Source organism: Arthrobacter sp. AQ5-05 (assembly GCF_003287975.1).
In the GTDB taxonomy this organism is placed as follows: Bacteria; Actinomycetota; Actinomycetes; order Actinomycetales; family Micrococcaceae; genus Paeniglutamicibacter.
Window position 1 is genome coordinate 1 of sequence record NZ_QMKQ01000044.1, and the last position, 21,202, is coordinate 21,202.

The following is a 21,202-nucleotide window of genomic DNA, read 5'->3' on the forward strand; positions in this document are numbered from 1 at the left end:
CTGTCGGGAAATCCTGCATGAACTGTTGCCGCCCCGAAGGCAGCGCAGCAACCCCCGCGTCGTGAAACGCAAGATGTCTGGTTGGCCCCTCAAACGCGTTCCTAAAAAGTCTAAGTAAACGGTATTGGGACTAACCCAGCTGTTTCATGAGGTGCCTGCTGGCCGCTGATTCCGTATTTTGGTGCGGAGTTGGCGGTCTTGCCGTTTTCGGGCATGCAGGCGATGGCCGTGTCGCCGGCCGCCGGCGCTCGGGTTCCACTGCCCGGGGTGCTGTTCCTTCGTCTCGTGGTGGATGGGTCGGGCCGCCGGTTCAGGCAGCCAGGTTGCCGTGCCTGAAGTGCTGGTGGGCGCGGGCGATGCGCCGGTGCAGGTCCATGGCCAGTTCCGCCTCCGGCGCCGCAGCGGCGAGCAACAAGCGTGTCTGACGGCCGCCGCGCACCAGTTTCCCGGCCATCGAAAACACCCGGTACCGCCACCGCTTCACGTCCCAGACCCCTGCGGCATGCCCCGAGGGCAGGACCGCCAGCTGGATCCAGCTCAGAAGGTTCATCGCGAACATCGCCAGGTTGGCCCACGCCTCATTGACGGCATACGAAAAGTAGGGAAACTTGCCAAGGCCCGTGTTCTTCAGGGTCTTGATCCTGTTCTCGCACCGGCCGCGGGCCCGGTGCCGGGCATCCAAAAATGCGACGTTGTAGCGCGGTGCGTTGGTCAAAAACGCGGTGACGCGGTTCCCGTCGGTGTCGAACAGGCTGGCCTTCGCGCCCGGGTGCAGGGGCTCGGCCCGCAGGTGGATCCGGGTCCCGGGCGGGTAGTTCTTCAGGTTCAGGACCTTGGACGCGTCGATGACCCACGCGTCGCGGCGCTCGTTGCCGTGCTGGTCGGTGGCCGGCTCCCAGTACTTTTTCTCGTTGATCCACCCGATCAACCGTTCGTTGGCCACCGGCAGCGCGAAGGAGGTGGAGAACTGGATGCCCAGGGAGTGCAGGTGGTCCAGGAATTCGCGGGAGGCCCCGGCGCTGTCGGTGCGCACCAGGATCTTCTCGCCGACCAGGTTCCCGTCCACGTCATAGAAGCCATCAGGCAGTTGCGCCAGCGCCCGGGTGAGGACCTCGATGTGGTCACGCGCCGAGTTGGCTCCCTTGGTGCCCGGGCGCATCAGCACCGCCAGGACTTCCCCGGTCCCGTTCCCTGCACCGTAATCAACCATGGCTATCATGGGCGAAAACCCATACCCACCCTTGTACGTGCCTGCAGTATTTTCCTTCTCCGAGTGCACGTGAACCAGGCTCGCATCGATGTCGATGACCAGCGGGTCCGCCGCGGTGGCACGGCGAGCAGGGTTCCGCTTCCCGGCCGCCTCCCAGATCTTGGAGCGCAGGGTTCGTTGCATGGTGGCGAACCCGTAGGCGAAGGCCTCGGGCTGGTCCTTGACGCGGGCCATGAACCGGCTGATCGTCGCTTCCGAGGCCACCGGGCCGAACAGCGCCGGGGCCGCACGCAGCTGGTCGACGTCGCTGACCTGCTCGCCGCCGGCGGCGAGCATCACCGCCAAGGACCCCAGGATCCTGCCGGGGCGGTGGACCGCCGTGGCCGGGACGAACTGGGAGAACCGGTCCTCGCAGAGCTTGCGGAATCCCAAGGCCTTGAGGAATCCGGTGATCACGCCCAGCCCGGCGTGGGAGACCAAGGCCTGGCCGGTGAGGGATGCCGGGACGGCGGGGAAGACTGCGGTAGAGTTGTGCACTGAAAAGGTGACCCTTTGAACTGGTGGAACCGAGGCTTAGACACTTCTATTTTCCCAGTTCAGGTCACCTTTTCCTCGTTAAAGACAGTTAATGACGCCAGCCCTCATGAAACCCCCGGGCTAACACTCCCGGTATCCACCAAATAGCGTGCCTCGAGTGCCGCTGGCGCTTTTCCTGACGTCGAATCAGAGGGACTGACTGGTTGGCATCTGAGGCACGCTTTTGTGTGCCGTGGAGCAACCAGTCTGGCTCCGCTTCGGACAGCGGTCGATTGAACCATTGAAATTTGATGAAATTTCCGTGGTCCAGATTGAGGTGGTCGTGACATCAATAGAAAGCTCGAAGACGGCCCGTGCCTTTCTCAATGGCGTCATCGCCACGGCATAGGATTGAGTGATGATGTCTCAGAGCGCAATTTTCGTGGATGCCAGTTTCCTGTTGGCCATTGGTGGACACCGTGCCTCCGGAACAACGCTACGGGCGGCATTTACCGTCAACTACGAGGCGCTGATAGACGGGATCCTCCAGACGGCCAAGGAATTCAGCGGTCTGGATAACCTGAGGATCTATTGGTACGACGCGGCCAAGGACGCAATCTTTACGGATCAGCACAAACGGATTGGCCTGATACCCGGCGTGAAGGTTCGCTTGGGTCGTATTTCCTTCAATGGTGAGCAGAAGGGCGTTGACCTCAAGCTTGGCTTGGATCTGGTTGGCATTGCCCGAAACCGTGCTGCTTCGGTCGCGTTTCTCGTTTCCGGCGATGACGATCTTGCAGAAGCCGTGGAAGAGGCCCAAGACTTGGGCATGAAGGTCGTCTTGATTGGCGTCGAGAAGGCTGACCACCGTCTGGGCGTGGCCTCGGTCGCCGAACATCTTGCCCTTCGCGTGGACAGCATTATTACCTTCCCCGAAGAACTCATCGAGAATTCGTTCGTGAAGGCCGTTGCGTGGGACGCCGGGCACGCGGCCCAGACTGCCACTATCGCCAGCGCAGGCGCTGCGGCGAACCTAATTGAAGCCGGCGCCGTTCCACAACCGTCTGCTCCGAAGTCGGCCGGTCCCAAGCCTCCCACGCCCGCATTGCTGAACCAGCGTCCTAAGCTGCGGGCGCCGGTGCAACCTCATGCCCCGGTGCAGTCTGACTATGAGCTTGTTTATAGTTCGACACAACAAACGTCGGGATTTTCCGGCGGCGCGGGCATTGCCGCAAGCGCCATGGATATTGCTTCGGAGGTGGGCAGTAGCGTGGCCAAGAACTGGTACGCCAGCACGACCCCGGCCGAACTGAACGACCTGATGTCCGAACGCCCACTCCTGCCGCCGGATATCGACAGGGTGCTGCTCAAGGACTGCGCACAACGTATTGGTGAATGGAAGACCGATCTGCAAGATATCCGTCGGAGCCTCCGTATTGCCTTCTGGGATCAGCTCGACAAGCTCACATAGGGGTCTTCGATGGGCGGTTTGAAGCCAAACTACGGTAGATTTTTAGGGTGACTTCAGAGCAGACTCCGTTTTTCATCACCACCGCTATCTCCTACCCGAACGGCGTGCCCCACATTGGGCATGCCTACGAGGTGATCGCCACCGACGCCATGGCTAGGTTCAAGCGCCTTGACGGTTATGACGTGTTTTTCATGACCGGCACTGACGAGCATGGCCAGAAGATGCTTCAGACGGCCGAACGCGAGGGAATCACGCCGCGAGAGCTGGCACAACGCAACTCGGATGCCTTCCAAGCCATGAACGACGAGCTGGGCATCAGCTACGACAGGTTCATTCGCACCACGGATTCGGACCATTACGCCGCTGCGCAGGCCATCTGGAAGCGTATGGAAGCCAACGGCGATATCTACCTCGACAAGTACGCTGGATGGTACTCCGTGCGTGATGAGGCGTTCCACGCCGAGGACGATACCGAGGTACGTGAAGACGGCCTGCGTTACTCCAAGGAAACCGACACCGAGGTTGTGTGGACCGAAGAAGAATCCTACTTCTTCCGCCTTTCGGCATACCAGGACAAGCTTCTCGAGCTTTACAAGTCCCAGCCCGAATTCGGTGCACCCCACACCCGTTTCAACGAGGTCATCCGCTTTGTTGAGCGGGGACTGGAAGACCTGTCAATTTCGCGGACCACTTTCGATTGGGGCGTTCCGGTTCCCGGGAACAAGGACCACGTCATGTACGTGTGGGTCGATGCGTTGACCAACTACCTGACCGGCACTGGTTTCCCCGATATCGAATCGGAGTCCTTCAAGAAGTATTGGCCGGCAGACGTCCACGTCATCGGCAAGGACATTTCGCGCTTCCATGCGATCTACTGGCCCGCCTTCCTGATGTCTGCAAAGCTTCCCTTGCCGAAGCGCGTGATGATCCATGGTTTCCTTCACAACAACGGCGTGAAGATGTCCAAGTCCTTGGGCAACGTCGTTGCACCTGCAGACTTCGTTTCCCAGTATGGTCTAGACCAGGTCCGGTACTTCTTCCTTCGGGAAGTTCCCTTTGGCGCTGACGGAAGCTACAGCCACGACTCCATTGTTGGACGAATGAACTCCGACCTAGCCAACAACTTGGGCAACTTGGCACAGCGGTCATTGTCAATGGTCGCCAAGAACTGTGGGGGAGCGGTACCAACTCCCGTAGAGATGACTGACGCGGATCAGCAGATCTTGGCTGAGGCCGGGAAACTGCTTGAAATTTGCCGAGACACGTTCTCACGCCAGGATTTCAGCAAGGCGTTGGAAGCCATCTGGACGGTTCTGGGCGATACGAATGCCTACTTCGCCGATCAAGCACCTTGGGTGCTTCGCAAGACCGACTTGGCGCGCATGGAGACGGTTCTTTACGTGACACTGGAAGTAGTTCGCCGCGTTGCGCTGCTGGTCCAACCCGTAATGCCAGCAGCCGCTGCATCGTTGCTTGAGGTTCTGGGCCAGCCGGAAGGATCGGCACGCGAGTTCGGGTCCTTCGACACAGTGCTCGTAGCGGGCACTGAGTTGCCACCACCGGCGCCGATCTTCCCTAAGTTGGACAGCTAAGCTACATGAAGTGCGAGGTAATTGCCGCCGACCGATTAGTTCACGAGTTCCGCGAATCGGCGCTTCTAGGTGAATCGGTAAGAAGATCAGGGCTTTTGGTTAACAATGCGCAAACATTGTCAAAATTCCGGTAGCTCGCAGGGTGTTGATTCTCACGGAGCGATTGGAGTTTCACCTGCAATCACGGCATCTCGTCCTGGATGATGTGGAGATCGTTCTTGCAGTCGTTTGCGTTGCCGTCCCTGCGAGTTCGGTCCTGATTATTAACTGGTCGATATGAGAAGAGATAGGCCTTTCATGACTGAGAGCTTCTTGCCTTGGGGAAGACCTGGCCAAAGTTGAGTATTCAAACAATGTAGTGAATAAAGATCATGCATCGTACACAAATGCGATGCACGGGACCGATCGCCCGTGTCGGCCCGCAAACCTTGGACGAGCTTGTCCACTAGGATGAATGATGATATTTGTCCTGTCCGGAGTCACCAAACGTTGTAGAGAGAAGGACTGCGTTTTGCCCAAACGAGTCGCTAAATCCAAGTTGCTACTTGCCATACGCCTGTTGATCGACGTCGTTCTGTCGGTTGGGTTAGCATTCGTAACTGGCTTTATGAGTTCAAATACAGTCCTCGGAATAATTATTGGTGTATTAGCCCTGGTGTTCCTCGCCGCGCGAACGATGCTGATGCAGCGTGACGGTCTTGCCAATGCGAAGTTCCGTAAAGATACGCGTGAACAGATGCGCAGAATTCGTGTGGATGCGTCCAAAAAGTCTGCGCCGTTGTCGGGCAAGGCACTTCAGGATCAGATCCGTGATCTGGACAAGAAAATTGAAATCTCGCAGCGAAATCTCGCCAACGGCATTAATTCCTTGTCTGCAACGGTACAGGCCGTAGGAGCAACTGGGTCCACATCCACAGCCGCGGCCGTTCAAGCTCATCCAGTAGTGCTAACCACTGCCGAGCCTACACAGGCGATCCTGGCAGCCGATATCAAGAAGCGCGCCAAGCGGCCGACACCGATTCGCAATGTGGCCTCAGACTATAAACCGATCGTCGAAGGCGAGCGGGTGCAGTGGGCACTGTCTAAGGAAGGTCGCGATACGTGGACCGCCGACGATGAAAGCCAGGCATACCGTGGTTCGGATTTGCCGTACAGCCATCAAATTCCTGTAGCAATGATTGCCGACGACTTTACTTTCGGCAGTTTCCAGCCGGAGTTCAAGACCGTGCGACTGAAGCCTCAGACCTGGCGCCAGCAGATGGATGCGAACAAGCCGCAGATGTTCATTTGCGAATCCGCGTGGCAAGGTGGATCTCCAAGTGAACACCCATGGCAGGGAAAGATATACACCTCAATTCGTTTCAAACACGAGAACCGCAAAGAACTCATCGAGATTCTGAATTACTGCCACGAGCACGGAATTCCGACAGTGTTCTGGAACAAGGAAGATCCGGTCCACTTCTCTGACCGAATCAATGACTTCATTCGAACTTCAGCATTGTTCGATTACGTGTTCACGACAGCTGAAGAGTGTGTGGAGCTCTACATCCGTGACGTTGGCGTACCATATGCCGATGTACTACCGTTCGCAGTGCAGCCGAAACTCTTCAACCCAATCGGTTCTTACGGTGCAGATTCCAGCGTTAACTTTGCGGGTACATGGTATGCGCGATACCCGCACCGGGCAAAGGCCGCTTCGAGCATTATTGACAAGGTCCTAGCCTCTGACAATGACATGGTTATCTACGACCGCATGTATTCGTCGCCAAGTAAGGCTTACGAGTACCCGGAGCGCTATAAGCAGTACACTCGTCCGGCGATCTCCTACGAAGAGACTGCCGACGCATACCGCAACTCAAAGTTCGGCATCACCCTGAACACCGTGACCGATTCCAAGACCATGTTTGCACGCCGAGTGTTCGAACTTGCCGCTTGTGGTGTCGTGGTTCTTTCAAACACAGCGATGGGCGTCAAGCACTTCTTCGGTGACAGCGTTTACTACGCCGATTCTGATGATTTTGATTTCAGCAAGATCAGCACTGCCGAGTTCTTGACGCAGCAGCGCAACAGCATGCAGATTGCCTTCCAGAACACATATCGTCACCGTGCAGAACAGATCCTGCTTGCCGTGGGCATCGAGCATGCAAGTTATTTCGATAAGGTTCAGCTCGTTGCCCGAGTAGATGACGATAAAGCCGCCGAGCGAATCCTCGCATATTTCGAGGCCAATCGAGCCAAGTTCAGCGGATTACTCATCGTTTTGACTGATTCTGCAGACCAGACGTTGGCGATGGAACTCACTCGTAAGCTTCCAAGCACTGTCCGAGTCATCCGTCAAAATGAAATTGACACCCGTTCCATTCGTTCACGAAATGTCTTGAACTCCCGCAAGGCTCTTCTGATTGAAACCCGTGAAGGCTCGTTCCTGAAAGAACCCGATCTTGCGTATCTGATCGACGTAGGTAGCTCTATGAATGAAGCAATCGCTGTTACGGATCAGCCTGAGTTCAATCGATTCCGCTACACTCGCCAATCGCGCCCGAACAACGTTCTCGTGAACGCGGAACAGGTGTTCCCGGTTCTAGCCGAACGTTCCAACGACTCATCGATCTTCCTGGTCTAGAAGGATACTTAGATGATTAGCATCATTATTCCCACGTACAATTCCATCGCGAAGATGGACGAGACGCTGGCTTCGTTGCGGGCGATCCCGAATACCGTACCTCACGAGGTCATCTTCGTTGACGATCAGTCCGGGGACAATACCTACGAAGTGTTGGCGGCTCAATGCGAGTCCGAGGCATTCTGGAAGCTTTTCCGGCTTCCGGAGAATTCGGGATCGGCAGCCAAACCTCGCAACTACGGTATTGACAAGGCAGAAGGGGAGTACCTCTTCTTCCTCGACTCTGACGACATTCTGATCCCTTCAGGATTGGTCAATGCCTACGAGCACGCTGTTCGTTTCGACAGTGATGCTGTACGCAATAGTCTCCAAGTCGTGGCACCCAACGGAAAGTCACGTAAGTCGGACCGTATCCCAGGCTGGGACAAGGTCAAGGATGCCAGCTCAAGGCTGCGCCTTATCACCAAATATCAGAGCCTTACGTGCTCATTCCTGATGCGTCGTGATGTTGTCATCGATAACGAGATCCGCTTCATGGAAACCCGCCGGATCGGCGAGGACATCACCTTTACAGCGGAAGTTCTTAAGAAGTGCAAGAACGTTGCTTATCGCGATGTCCCAATTCGAAAGTACGTCAAGAACGATGACGACGAAGCCTCTGTCACGCAGAAGTTGGATTCCCAGAACTTCTGTGACTTTATCGAAGCTTGGTCTGATGTCGATGCCATCCTTGGTAACAGTGGAGTGTCGTTCATGAAGGAGCATGGCCACGCGGCCATGGACTACGCCCTGAGACAGTTCATCTGGTTCAAGACCGAGGACCTGTCCCGCGATGTCTTTGACCGCTTCAGCGAGTTTTGCAACGTCCACTGGAACCTCATCGCTGATTTCCCATTCACACGTCGCCTAAGCGAACTGGTGCTGGCAGCACGTGACGGCAACTACGAAGAGTTCGTTGACGCATGCAAGACGCGCCTCGTGCTTGCTGGCCACGACCTGAAATTCATGAACGAACTGCTTCCGGAACTCAAGAAGCGTTACAACGTCCGCACCGACAAGTGGACGGGGCATGAAACCCACGATGCATCATTGAGCCAGGACCTGTTGGACTGGACCGATTACGTCTGGGTTGAATGGCTACTAGGTGCGGCTGTTTGGTACTCGCACAATGTAACGTCCCATCACCGTCTCGTTATCCGTGCGCACCGTAGCGAGATGACTGTAGATTATGGTTTACGCGTCAAGACTGAGTCCGTTTCGAAAATAATTGCCATCGCCCCTCATTCGCTCAATGACTTCAGTGACCGCTTCGATATTCCGTACGAGAAGTTCAAACTGATCCCAAACGCCTTCGACGTGAATTCGTATCAGTCTACCCCGGACGATGCAGAAAATCGTCCATTCGAGTTGGCGCTGATTGGCAGTGTGCCGGCTCTCAAGGGCTTCCACCGAGCAATTGAATTGCTGTCTCAGCTGCGAAAGATCGATGATCGTTACCGACTGCGCGTCTACGGGAAAAAGTACAATGAATACGCCTGGGTAATGAGTTCCGAATCTGCACGTAAGTACTACGCCACGTGCGACTCACGCATTGCTGAGCTTGGGCTCGAGGAGCACATTCACTATGAGGGTTGGGTGGACACTAAGGAATCCCTTCGTAATGTCGGCTTTGCTTTGTCTCTAAGTGATTTTGAGGGTATGCAGGTTGCCCCGGGCGAAGCATTCTGTGCCGGTGGGCAGGGGCTTTTCCTTCCGTGGCGCGGTGTTGAAGCTTGTTACCCAGCGGAATTCATCTTTGATTCGATTGAGTCGATGAGGGACTACATCCTAGAGATGCGAGATGACGTAGTATCCTACAATCGAGCTTCTAACTACGGTCGTCAATACATGATGGAACGGTATGATGTTGGAATAGTCACAAGTCACGTGTTCGAACTTTTGGATCGAATTCGAGCGTAAGTTTTGAAATGGAGAGTGGATTCGTGATAATTGAGCCAGGACTGAAGACCCGTGAGCTGCTGGTTAGATATTCAGGTGAATTTTCCGATGGCACACCTCGTGGGTGGGCAGTTAGCCGGGACAGCCTCGGATTCAAATTCACCTTTCCTAATGGCGCCTCGATTCACTCGGCTGATTTGTTGGACGATGCGATCTGGACCAAAGTGCCGGATGTCGACCATACTACGACTATACTTTGGCGAAATTCGCTTATTTATTTAGTGCGGCTATTAGAATTTGAATACAGTGAGGAATCTGTAAATATTACTCGAAAAATTGTGGAGGGTTTCCTCAACTGGTTCGAAGAAATCGCTGTACATGACATACAAGATCTAAAGTCGGGTAGTTTAGACCATCAGGGCGCTTTGCGTATCCGTACTCTATTATCAACAATGTCACTTCTTTCGCGCTCAGATGATTCTGATAACTATGACATTTTCTATAACTTATTTGTCAGACTCATGGCTGTCGAAGAAAAACTTTTAAATGAATTAAATCTATATCAGCCAAATAACCATGGGATAATGTTGGGGATTGCTCACCTCCACGCATCATTCTTGTTTCCAGGCAGCACCCAATCACTCGACGCAGCGGGTTGGGTTAAACGTCTATATGCAACGCTCGGAGATATTATCGACGCGGACGGAATCGCTTCTGAGAACACGCCAATTTATCAAGTATTCTATGTCTCGCTAATTGAAGACATTGTTGCTTTCCTGATTTGGTCCAAACAGTTCCCGGGGAAGGTCCGTATCTTCCAGCTGCTAATGCGAGCCGCGCAAATTGGCGTGCAACGGCAGCTTCTGCCTAATGGCGCCGTTCCACCACTTGGCGATAGTCCAGGCGGGATGCAACATAAGTTCAAGCCTCTCCTTGGGACACTGTGGTCTCCCTCGAATGGATTGGCAATTTCAAGTTCTACAGCGCACTACTTGTCGTTCACCGCGGGGTTCAGGAGTGTTATTCACAAACAGCTTGATGAACTGAGCGTTACATGGTGGTCCGATGGCGGCTTCATTCTGCGTGATGCAGGGCTCCTTAGCTATGATCTAAAGGACCCGATTGCCGTGGCAATGCGTGGACATCAAGGACATTCGTTGCCCACATACGCGAATTTTGATAGATGGACAACTCAAAATAGTATTTCTTTCGGCAGGAATGATAGTCGGCTTCGGGCAAAACTTCTTAGCAACGAGGTGAACAGCGAGTTTTTTTCATTTGAGGGCTTATTGAAATTTGATGAGAAGGACATCCTGAAGCGAAAAGTTCAATACTGGCCGGAAAACAAGCTGGAGATTACCGATACATTCCACTCGGTGCAATATGGAATACCGATTGTTCGTTTTATCTTGGATCCAACGATAATTGTGCTCGATGCTCGTGAAAGCAGCCTGACCCTTAAGTCACCTAATCGTGAAATATCAATGACTGTTGAATCAAATGCAAAAAACGTCTTACCAAAAATTCGCCTCGACAATTCTTTCATTGCTGCGGAGCACTATATGCCCGTGAAAACAAAGGAAGTATTGATTTCACCAGCAGTACCGGTCGAAAATTATCAAATTGTTACGACCTTCCAATTTGTATAGCATTCAATCAACTCTGAACTGCTCTCTATTATGCGTTAATTTTTCACTTTAAGTCTGATACTTCGATATAGAAGTCAATGGATGATAGATTAGAGGCGGGCTGATTTGTGTTTCGTAATATTATTGATTAATACAAAGAATATTTATGAATTCGCCAAAAAGTGCGTGGACGGTGGAGACATTAGATTATTTAGGCGGAATATGGTGTCACTATGACGCATGTAAAGGCAAAATTATTCTGATTACCCGCGCAAGAAGTTCACGTAAAATTCGTGATGTCAATGCAAATAAGAAAGAAGATACTTCGTAATGACACAGCAGATACCCGTTATTTGCCTTGAACAAAGTGGGCTGAATAGTGTCCGTGCAGTTTACGGTGGAAATGACCTATATGCTGGGGGTAGGTACCGAGTTCTCGGGCTGCATGGCAATGGCGTATTCTCGCAACGACTGGTAGGCTCCGCCGAAGAAGCGTCGGCAGCTCTGGCAGGTGTTGAAGACTCTCCCGCTAAACTGGGCGCAACTATCCGAGGTCCGCTTTCGGTGTATCTGCACGACACGAGGACTGGCGATATTCATATACTCTCGGATCCCTTTGGAAGCGGTTTAATTTTCCACATTCGAAAGAATGGCCATTGGATTATTTCCTCTTCTCTGCCTTCACTTGTCTCTATTCTTAAATCGAAGAATATTGATATTAAAAAATCCCTTAATTATTCAGCACTCCTTTCGGTGAGTAACAATGGCGGCCTGACGCCGAGTCCATATGAAGACATAGACGTGATTCCGCAATTTTCTTTTGCAACAATATCTCAAGAGACCGTCTCTTTTTCGGATTATGATAACAAGAAATCCTTGCTCGGTAATATTGATCGTAGCGCTTCCTCAATTATCTCTCTCCAAGATACTGTGATTGATGATTTTATTCAGAATATACGTATCGCATCACAGGCCAATGCTCCTTCATATATATGTCATTTGACCGGTGGTATGGATTCTCGCACTGTCTTGGCCGCACTCTCGCGAACTGACTACTTAGATAAGTACAATATTCACTGTGGTGGTGACCCCAAGAGTGATGACATGATTATTGCTGCAAAGCTTTCCTCCCACTTGGGTCTTCGGATGACCAGGCAGTCTGGTGTTGACGCTGGCGTCTTGCCCAGCTCTCCTACCGAGGACAGCATGTGGAGTATGCACGAGACGGCAGGAGTGCTCCGCGGACCTGCCCATCCAGGTCTCAATCGTTCCGAAAGCATTGTGCTGTCTGGGGGTTACGGCGGCCTCCTCCGAAACGCTTATGGAGGGTCATTGTTCGGAATGCCAGAGGCTGGATTCACTGAGAATAATCTAGCTAAAGCAATGTTGGGTGAAGCGGCTCTAGGAAGCGACTCGGTCGCTCCGCTGCTCTCTAATGAACTGAAAGAGGCTGCCTTTGAATCGATTCGACGGGGTATAGAAACCGGAATAGATTTTGGAACTCCGCTAGACGCGATTCCTGAATATCTTTGGTTTCATTTTCGAAGCCGTTACTACGTGGGTGAAATTTCCCGTTCACTTTCTCCCTATGTTAGAAGATTCGATGCACTTTATAGTCCGATGTTGCTCCCGCTAGCTTGGAGTTATGATCGCGAAAGGCGGGGCCAGAATTTTGCCCACCTCGATCTTCTTGGGAAGCTCGATTCAAATTTGGCTGGGTTGCCTTTCGATAAACCACGGGTTGGTGCCGATTACTTGGCGTCGCGGCCCAACTTCAGCGTTCGTGAACTTCCGAATGCGGTACCGTCAATGTATGACGGATATGTCCCGCCATCACCCTTTGTGAGTCGTGAAGCTTCGATTCGGATCTCTGATGCCGAATTGGCGACAGCCAGGAGGATTGGTCTGCCGCCTGCTACCGTGTCATATGCAGGTAGCTATCAGAAAACGGTGCAAAATTTAGTTGGTGAGATCGGTGAGAGAACTCTTTCTCAATCCTTCAATTATGATCAATTGGTTTCAATAGTTAAGGATCCTCCAAAATGGCGACCGCAGTTCCGCGTTCTTCGGGATCTACATGATTCACTTTTGTGGTATGTGTCATAATTCGTTTAAGGTTTGATTATAGTTCTCTTCTGCTCTTCAAAGACCCGAGTGGTTGATCGACGACGTCTCGATCGGTGTGCTGACAAGAGTTCTTCCCTCAGTGGCAAGTATGCTTAGGTGGTACGCCCATTCCACGTGGGTACGATGTGTGGAAGTGCTTTTTGGCGGTGTCTTCAAAACGAACCGCGTCCAAGATACGGCTCGATGCGAAGCGACTTGACTCGAAGAGTTCTTTGTCGACAAAAATTCTCTGTCGGGTTTACCGATGAATGGATCTACTACACTTGGGTGGTCTGCCATGGTCGGTGGGGCACAGTTATAGAAGTCAACACACGAAGCTTTAGGAATCCATCATCAAGAATCTGCGGGTAGCGCTTTGGCACTTTAGACAAGGTGGACTGACCCAGCTGCTCCGTTGGAAGCGTCGGCAATCCGTTGAGGCGCACAATGGCGGAAATAGCATTGTTGGGCGTGAATTACGCTCAACTAGGGATGGTCGGATGATGTTGGATTTTCCAGCACTTCAACCCAATCGGAAGCCGTCACTAGGGACCAAGCCACGTGTAGCCGTGATTTTGGACGATTTTTCGGCGCAGGCTTGGGGATACGAGTGGGACTGCATCGCGGTGAAACCCGATACTTGGCGTGAGGACTTGTCGGACGCACGGGTCGATTTCCTTTTCGTTGAGTCTGCTTGGGCCGGAAACGGCAAAACCTGGTCCTACCACTTGACGGGAACCTCAGCCCCACGGCCGGCCATCATCGAACTCGTGCAATGGTGCAAGTCCCAACAAATCCCGACAGTGTTCTGGAACAAAGAAGATCCACCACACTATGAGGACTTTTTGGCGACGGCCCGGTTGTTTGCCACGGTGCTGACGTCGGACTCGACGCAGATCGAACGATACAGATCGGATCTGGGCCACGATAATATCGATGCCTTGAGCTTTGCCGTCCAGCCGGTGATCCACAATCCCATCCGGCCACAGCGAGGATTCCAAGCGCGCGACGTGGCATTTGCCGGGATGTATTTTGCACACAAATTTCCCGAACGCCGCGAGCAAATGCAAATGTTGCTTTCGGGTGCGCTAGATGTATCGGGGAGCATGGAGCATGGCTTGGAGATCTTTTCGCGACAACTGGGAGGGGACGCGAACTACCAATTTCCGGCTCCGTTCAACGATCACGTGGTCGGGAGCCTGCCGTACGAAAAAATGCTCACCGCGTACAAGGCCTACAAGGTATTCCTCAATGTGAATTCCGTGGTTAATTCCCCAAGCATGTGTGCCAGGAGAATCTTCGAAATCACTGCATCCGGAACTCCTGTGGTGACGGCACCGAGTCGGGCCATTGCCGAGTTCTTTGACAAGTCGGAAGTCCTCGAAGTCGGTACCCGCGACGAAGCAGCGGGCATGATCCGCTCACTGGTACGCAGCAAGGAACTGCGCGATCGTACCGTGCACCTGGGCCAGCGCAAGATCTGGCAGGAGCATACGTATGCTCATCGTGCGGATCAGGTTCTTAGGGCTGCGGGACTCCGCGTCGAGACGCACCGCCCCTCGTCAATGACACAAAAGCCCAAGATTTCGGCACTCGTATCGACTATCCGACCGCAGCAGATAGACCACATCCTTGCCACGGTGGGCAAACAAATCAACGTTGAAACCGAACTGGTGCTCCTGACCCACGGATTCGAATTGGACGAACGTGCCGTTCGGGCGAGGGCACATGATCAGGGAATTGAAAACCTTGTCCTTCTGCACGAGCCTAGGACAACCACGCTTGGTGCCTGCCTCAATCTGGCAGCGAAGGCCGCTTCGGGGTTCTATGCCACAAAGATGGACGACGACGACCTCTATGGGGCCAACTATCTTCAGGACCAAACGGCAGCACACCGCTACAGCGGGGCAAACGTTGTCGGTAAACAAGCGCATTACATGTACCTGGAGGGTCGCAATACAACGCTCTTGCGGTTCGAGGAGCGAGAACACCGTTTTACGGATCTGGTCATGGGCCCGACGATCTTCACAACCCGCGAAATGATGCACGAAGTTCCGTTCCTCGAGCTCGGAAGGGGAGAGGACACCAACTTCCTCAGGGGAGTTCTGAAAGTCGGAGGGACGGTATATTCGGCTGACCGCTTCAACTTCGTCCAGATGCGCGGGGCACACGGAGAAGGACACACCTGGTCGGTGGAAGATACAGAGTTGATGGCGACTGGTGTGGTGTCATCATTCGGACTGAACGAGCCACACATCATGTTCTGATTGCGCATCCACTTCCGGCCCGGACATTGCCCATATGGTCTCGGTGCGGCCTGTGATTGACGCCGTTGACACGTGACGTAGGATTTATGAATCAATTGTGGAGCAGGCGCTCCCGAAGATAGGCGGAACATGTCAGTGGGGGTCGTGCGCGTACTGTTGCTGACACATTCCTATTCTCCGGAAGTTTCGCCGCCGCAGCGACGTTGGGACTCTTTCGTCTATGTCATGCGTGAAGCCGGATGGAAAGTGCAAGTCGTAACGCCAAGGGTTGAATTGCGAACCGGCACCACAGAGCCGAATCGATGGATCGGTCGGGCTGAAGTTGGGGCACACGGCGAGATCATTCGTAGCTATGCCTCCCTGAGGAAACCCCGGACGATTTTGGGCAAGCTTATTAAGAATGCCCTGGATGGCACCCTAATGCTCCCACGGGCCTTGCTGCAAGCACGGCCAAGCGTGGTGATTGCAACCGTTCCTGCATTGCCAACCATGTTTGTTGGATTTATTGTGGCGAGAATATTCAGGCGACCGTTGTTATTGGAAATGCGGGACGCGTGGCCTGACCTCATCACAGATTCACGGATCCTTCGCTGGAAATGGTTGACGCGGCTGGCGCACTGGGGTGTGCGGGAGATACAGCGCCGCGCGACAATCGTCGTGACAGTGACTGATGGTTTTGCGAAGATCCTGAGCCGCGAAGGTGTCCCTGCCGTGCGAACGATCCACAATGGGATTAGTACCAGAAACTTCGAAGTGCTTCCCTCACCGCCAAAGAGAAACAACTCGAAGCTTCACGTGCTCTATCTGGGGAATCTGGGGGAGAGCCAAAGCCTGGAGTCAGTTATTTTGGCATCCACGATGGTGTCCGATGGAATCCAAGTTCGAATCGTCGGGGCCGGAACCGCAAGCGAGCGGTTGAAACGCTACGCAGAAACCATCGATGCAAATATCGATTTCCGGTCTCCGGCTCGGGGAGACTCACTTCGTTCGCACTATCAGTGGGCGGACACGTGCGTGGTGAGCCTGCGTGACGACTGGGCGAGTTTCAATCACACGGTACCTTCAAAGATCTACGAATTAATGTCGCTCAGCCGACATATAACAGGGATTGTCACCGGTGAAGCTGCGCGAATCATCAGTGACGCGTCAGCGGGCGACATCGTGGATCACGATCCGAATCACATAGCAGACTTGTGGCAACAGTTATACCGTGACAAGCAAAGAACCGATGTTGGCACGACAGGTCGAGACTGGGTGTTTGAGAATGCCTCGTTAGAGAAGCTAGGCCAGAAGTATGTGGAGCTGATCAGTGGCATGACAGGACGAGAACGAGACCGTGGCTGAGACACACACACCTGAACCTGGGGGTGACACCAAACGGTTATTGAGGAACTTGCTGACGATCAGCAAGATCGTGAGCGACAATATGCGTGATGACCCGACGTTCTTTATACTTCAGGCCTCGAGGAGGCTGGAGTCGCGCTCCTTGGCCAGGTTAGGAAGCACCGTCAATGGACTTCTCCCCAAACGCGCAGTCGTCCTCAACGCCTTCACACTCATGTTGTCCGGCAACACAACTTCCCTCGGGGAATACCTCCGGAGCCTACCCCCCAAGCAGCTTTCCGATCGAACACTGGCGCGCTTGGGCGATATGGCCGTCGCCATACAAGATTCAGACAGCGCGGCGCACCTGCTGGAGAACCGGCAAACCACGAATGTCGCTTTGAGCCGTTCGCAGGCACGTCACTCGTGGTACCTGGGCAATATGCAAGATGCCGTAGAACTGTTGGAAACCGTCGTGCCCAACACCAACAGGCAACTTCGCCATTACCGGAGTGAATTGGATGTCTTCCAAGGACGAATGCCAATCCTCAACCATGGCGAGTCAAACCGCAGACACACAGGCGGATCGATTCCAACCACGGCACTCCATTTCCTGACAAACTCATTGCCGCATACGGGCAGTGGTTACGCCCAACGCTCGCATTCGATCATGACTTCCCTCGGGGACCAAGGATGGAGCCTTGAGGTGCTGACGCGCGCCGGATATCCACTTTCCATCGGGAAGTTCCGTGCCCGGGCGGTGGATGTCATTGACGGGGTTGCTTACCGTCGTGTGCTGCCTTGGAAATACCAATCCGATATGGGAGCCAAGGTTCAGCAACAAGCCGGTGCTCTGGCGGAAGCCGTACGAAGATTGAATCCCGGAGTGCTTCACACCACAACCGACTTCACCAATGCATTGGCCGTCATGACCGTTGCTGAGGCGTTCAATATCCCCTGGGTCTATGAGGTGCGCGGCCAGCTGGCCGACACATGGGCGTCAACCCGGCCGGAAAGCGCAAAGACCTCGCAACGCTACAAATTGTTTAAGGAACGCGAGGCATTCGTGGCAGCGCATGCGACCCACGTACTGACTTTGGGGGAAGCCATGAAAGCCGAGCTCATTGAGCAGGGCATTCCCGACGCTAAGATTTCGATCGCTCCAAACGCCATTGGCGACGATTACCTGGAAGAACCGATTCCGCGTTCCCGGGCCAGAGGCATGCTGGGATTGTCGATGGAACACCAGTACATCGGAACCGTCAGCAGCCTCGTTGCCTACGAAGGACTGGACCTCTTGCTTGAAGCAGCAGCTGAGCTCATTCCTGCCAACCCTGCCCTTCGCGTCTTAATAGTCGGCAGTGGTGTCGAAGCTAACAATCTTCAGGATCTGAGTCGGAAACTTGGTATTTCCGAGTACTGCGTTTTCCCCGGTCGTGTTCCGCGAGAAGAAGCTCGTACCTACCACTGCGCCTTGGACATCTTTGTGGTTCCTCGAAGGAATCTGTCGGTTACCCGGGCTGTCACGCCATTGAAACCCGTTGAGGCATTGGCCTGTGAAGTTCCCGTGGTCGCGGCGGACTTGCCTGCTTTGCGGGAGCTGGTCGTGGATGGAGAAACGGGAGTGCTGGTCGCTCCCGAAAGCCCGCACCTGCTGGCGGAGGCGCTCAGGATGCTGCTAGGAAATTCTTCGAAAAGAGCTTCTATGGGGGCTGCCGGGCGAAGACAAATGCTGGCCGAGCGGACTTGGGCGGCCAACGCGCGAAAGTTGTCCGAGACATACAAAGTTCTTGCCGACAAACTGCAATGAATGGATGAATGCAGTATTCTAAACGAGGCCACGAATCGTAGCCTTCTGAACTTCCGTGCCACCGGCGGGTTAGCTTCCACGCCTTGGCGCACCCATTCGAACCAAGGGGAAACGTCATAGTGACGAGTATTAAAGAAGTTGCCGTAGTAGGACTTGGCTATATCGGTCTGCCGACCGCGGCGATCCTGGCCTCAAAGGGCATCATCGTCAAGGGTGTGGATGTCACCCCGCGCACGGTAGACGCAGTGAATCGTGGAGAAGTTCCGTTCGTTGAACCGGCACTCGGTGACTTTGTCGCAGCTGCCGTGGCCAACGGTACGTTGAGCGCCAGCTTTGACACCCCGTCCGCCGACGCCTACATCGTGGCAGTGCCGACGCCCTTCAATGCAGACCACAGCGCCGACCTGTCCTACATCGAGGCTGCAGCCGACAAGATCGCCCCTCAGCTGCGCGGAAACGAGCTGGTCATCCTCGAGTCGACGTCCCCTCCAGGTGCCACCCAGCACATGGCAGACCGCCTGCTTGCTGCCCGCCCGGACCTGGACTCCTCCACCCTGCACGTTGCACACTGCCCGGAGCGCGTCTTGCCGGGCCGCGTCATGGAAGAGCTGGTCACCAACGATCGCATAGTTGGCGGAATCACCCCCGAGGCCGCCCAGATGGCTAAGGACCTCTACAGCGTCTTCTGCGAGGCCGAAATCCTCGTGACCGATGCAACCACCGCCGAAATGGCTAAGCTGGTTGAAAACTCCTACCGCGACGTCAACATTGCCTTCGCCAACGAACTGTCAGTCATCTCGGACAAGGTCGGCATCAACGTGTGGGAGCTTATCGAGCTCGCCAACCACCACCCCCGCGTGAACATCCTGCAGCCGGGTCCCGGCGTCGGTGGACACTGCATCGCCGTCGACCCGTGGTTCATCGTTGCCGCGGCCCCCGAGGAAGCCAAGCTCATTCGCCAGGCCCGCGAAACCAACGATGCCAAGCCGGCCTGGGTCGTGGACAAGGTCATCACCTCCACCGAGACCCCCGGCTTCAACGGCAAGGTCGCAATCCTGGGTCTCGCGTTCAAGGCCAACATTGACGACCTGCGTGAGTCCCCGTCGATTGCCATCGCCCGGTCACTGGCCGAAAAAGCCCCGAGCATCGAATTCCTGCTGGTGGAACCGCACATTGAGACCATGCCGAAGGCACTGCTTGGCCTCGGAAACGTCCGATTGGTTTCCACCGATGAAGGCCTGGAAAGCGCCTCAACCGTGGTCGTCTTGGTTGACCACGACCAGTTCAAGACGGTTCCGGCCACCGCACTTGCAGGCAAGGACATCATCGATACCCGTGGACTCTGGCGCTAGGCTGTTGCAGGTACTCGCACCCACACCATCATTCGCCCCAACGGATAGGTAATCGTGAAGAAGATCATGCCGATTTACGGCACCCGGCCTGAAGCCATCAAGGTGGCGCCGATTGTCAAGGCACTCAAGGAGTCCGAGCTCTTTGACTGCGTAGTTACTGTCACCGGTCAGCACCGTGAAATGCTCGATCAGGTGAACGAGCTTTTTGATATCGTCCCTGATTACGATCTTGATGTCATCCAGCCCCGCCAGACTCTCAACTCGTTGCTCACCAAGACCATCAACGGTCTGGATGAGATCTTCGAGAAGGAAAAGCCTGACGCAGTTGTCGTCCAGGGCGACACCACGACCTCGACTGCAGGTGCCATCGCGGCGTTCTATCGCGGCATTCCGGTGATCCACGCCGAAGCGGGTCTGCGCAGCTACGACATCTTCTCTCCGTTCCCGGAGGAAGCAAACCGCAAGATGACCTCGCAGATCGCCAGCCTTCATTTGGCTCCCACCAGCTTGAGCCAGCTGAACCTGATCAACGAGACCATTGATCCGAAGACCATCTCGGTCACTGGCAACACGGTCATTGATGCCTTGTTCGCCGTGGTGGAGAAGAACATCGCCTTCAGCGATCCCAAGCTCGAGGAACTTGTTGCCTCCGGGCGCAAGATCGTCCTGGTGACAACCCACCGTCGTGAAAACCAGGGCGAACCGATGCGCGGGATTGGTCGTGCCTTGGCACGGCTTTCGGCAGTCGAGCCCGAGGTTGAGTTCATCCTTCCGTTGCACTGCAATCCCACGGTTCGAGAGGCCCTGATTCCGGAGATCGAGGGACGTTCCAACATCACTCTGACGGAACCACTTGCCTATGGTGAGTTCACCCGACTCATCGCGGCGGCCAACATCGTCTTGACCGACTCGGGCGGTGTCCAGGAGGAAGCCCCGAGCTTGGCCAAACCGGTGCTCGTGATGCGTGAAAACACTGAGCGTCCCGAGGCAGTGGTTGCAGGCACCGTGAAGCTGATCGGCACGGATGAAGAGAAGATCTTTGAATCCGTTGAGCTGCTTCTCAACGACGCCGCCGCCTACGAGCAGATGGCCTTGGCCTCTAACCCGTACGGCGACGGCAAGGCGGCGGTCCGCACAGTCGCTGCCATTGCCGAACTTCTTGGCGTTGGCACACGGATGGAAGATTTTGATTCCAACTTGCCCTCCGAAGCGAGCCTGGTGAATGCGGCAAGCATTTAGTGAATATTCGGAGGTTTGAGAGCCACCGGATATTGCCGTTCGGAGCCACCATTATTGCCGTTGAGAGCCGGCACCTCCCCGGGAGGGAGCCACCGGCCCTCAACAACGTCCTTTAGCCCGTAACCCC

Annotated in this window: 12 protein-coding genes; 11 read left to right on the top strand and 1 reads right to left on the bottom strand. The window is 54.5% G+C overall.

Translation table 11 applies throughout. The features are described 5' to 3' along the window. Positions 1-310 precede the first annotated feature (310 nt). On the bottom strand, positions 311-1,747 hold the full coding sequence (locus tag DQ353_RS20065) for an IS1380 family transposase (RefSeq protein WP_113764951.1): 1,437 nt from the start codon (positions 1,745-1,747) through the stop codon (positions 311-313). Between the two features lie 397 nt (positions 1,748-2,144). Here DQ353_RS20065 and DQ353_RS20070 point away from each other — a divergent pair, with 397 nt between their 5' ends. From DQ353_RS20070 to wecB, 11 genes are all read left to right on the top strand, one after another. After that, positions 2,145-3,197 carry an NYN domain-containing protein gene (locus DQ353_RS20070; RefSeq protein WP_113764952.1) on the top strand — a complete coding sequence of 351 codons (1,053 nt, stop codon included), beginning with the start codon at positions 2,145-2,147 and terminating at the stop codon, positions 3,195-3,197. A gap of 47 nt (positions 3,198-3,244) precedes the next feature. Beyond that, complete coding sequence (metG, locus tag DQ353_RS20075; RefSeq protein WP_113764953.1) at positions 3,245-4,789, top strand: methionine--tRNA ligase; 1,545 nt, start codon at positions 3,245-3,247, stop codon at positions 4,787-4,789. A 454-nt stretch (positions 4,790-5,243) separates the two neighbouring features. Continuing rightward, on the top strand, positions 5,244-7,412 hold the full coding sequence (locus DQ353_RS20080; protein ID WP_113764954.1) for a CgeB family protein: 2,169 nt from the start codon (positions 5,244-5,246) through the stop codon (positions 7,410-7,412). 12 nt (positions 7,413-7,424) lie between these two features. Continuing rightward, entirely contained in the window at positions 7,425-9,371 is a 1,947-nt protein-coding gene (locus tag DQ353_RS20085; protein WP_113764955.1) for a glycosyltransferase, read from the top strand. Positions 9,372-9,394: 23 nt separating this feature from the next. Then, on the top strand, positions 9,395-10,999 hold the full coding sequence (locus DQ353_RS20090) for a heparinase II/III family protein (RefSeq protein ID WP_181578528.1): 1,605 nt from the start codon (positions 9,395-9,397) through the stop codon (positions 10,997-10,999). A 309-nt stretch (positions 11,000-11,308) separates the two neighbouring features. Continuing rightward, positions 11,309-13,084 carry an adenine nucleotide alpha hydrolase family protein gene (locus tag DQ353_RS21460; protein ID WP_146755356.1) on the top strand — a complete coding sequence of 592 codons (1,776 nt, stop codon included), beginning with the start codon at positions 11,309-11,311 and terminating at the stop codon, positions 13,082-13,084. Positions 13,085-13,584: 500 nt separating this feature from the next. Next, the gene (locus DQ353_RS20095; protein WP_353616712.1) at positions 13,585-15,351 is read left to right on the top strand and encodes a glycosyltransferase family protein; all 1,767 of its coding nucleotides are present in this window, start codon (positions 13,585-13,587) and stop codon (positions 15,349-15,351) included. A 144-nt stretch (positions 15,352-15,495) separates the two neighbouring features. Then, complete coding sequence (locus DQ353_RS20100; protein WP_220094079.1) at positions 15,496-16,695, top strand: glycosyltransferase family 4 protein; 1,200 nt, start codon at positions 15,496-15,498, stop codon at positions 16,693-16,695. Between the two features lie 49 nt (positions 16,696-16,744). Then, the gene (locus tag DQ353_RS20105) at positions 16,745-18,484 is read left to right on the top strand and encodes a glycosyltransferase family 4 protein (RefSeq protein ID WP_113764959.1); all 1,740 of its coding nucleotides are present in this window, start codon (positions 16,745-16,747) and stop codon (positions 18,482-18,484) included. A gap of 119 nt (positions 18,485-18,603) precedes the next feature. Further along, the gene (gene wecC / locus DQ353_RS20110; RefSeq protein ID WP_113764960.1) at positions 18,604-19,836 is read left to right on the top strand and encodes a UDP-N-acetyl-D-mannosamine dehydrogenase; all 1,233 of its coding nucleotides are present in this window, start codon (positions 18,604-18,606) and stop codon (positions 19,834-19,836) included. A gap of 54 nt (positions 19,837-19,890) precedes the next feature. After that, positions 19,891-21,075, top strand: coding sequence for a non-hydrolyzing UDP-N-acetylglucosamine 2-epimerase (gene wecB, locus DQ353_RS20115; protein ID WP_113764962.1), 1,185 nt, complete (start codon positions 19,891-19,893; stop codon positions 21,073-21,075). The last annotated feature ends 127 nt before the right edge of the window (positions 21,076-21,202 follow it).

Excerpts from the sequence above, each read along its gene's own strand:
- DQ353_RS20095 (WP_353616712.1), top strand. The coding sequence starts at position 13,585 with ATGATGTTGGATTTTCCAGCACTTCAACCCAATCGGAAGCCGTCACTA.
- DQ353_RS20080 (WP_113764954.1), top strand. The coding sequence starts at position 5,244 with ATGATGATATTTGTCCTGTCCGGAGTCACCAAACGTTGTAGAGAGAAG.
- DQ353_RS20085 (WP_113764955.1), top strand. The coding sequence starts at position 7,425 with ATGATTAGCATCATTATTCCCACGTACAATTCCATCGCGAAGATGGAC.
- DQ353_RS21460 (WP_146755356.1), top strand. The coding sequence starts at position 11,309 with ATGACACAGCAGATACCCGTTATTTGCCTTGAACAAAGTGGGCTGAAT.
- DQ353_RS20070 (WP_113764952.1), top strand. The coding sequence starts at position 2,145 with ATGATGTCTCAGAGCGCAATTTTCGTGGATGCCAGTTTCCTGTTGGCC.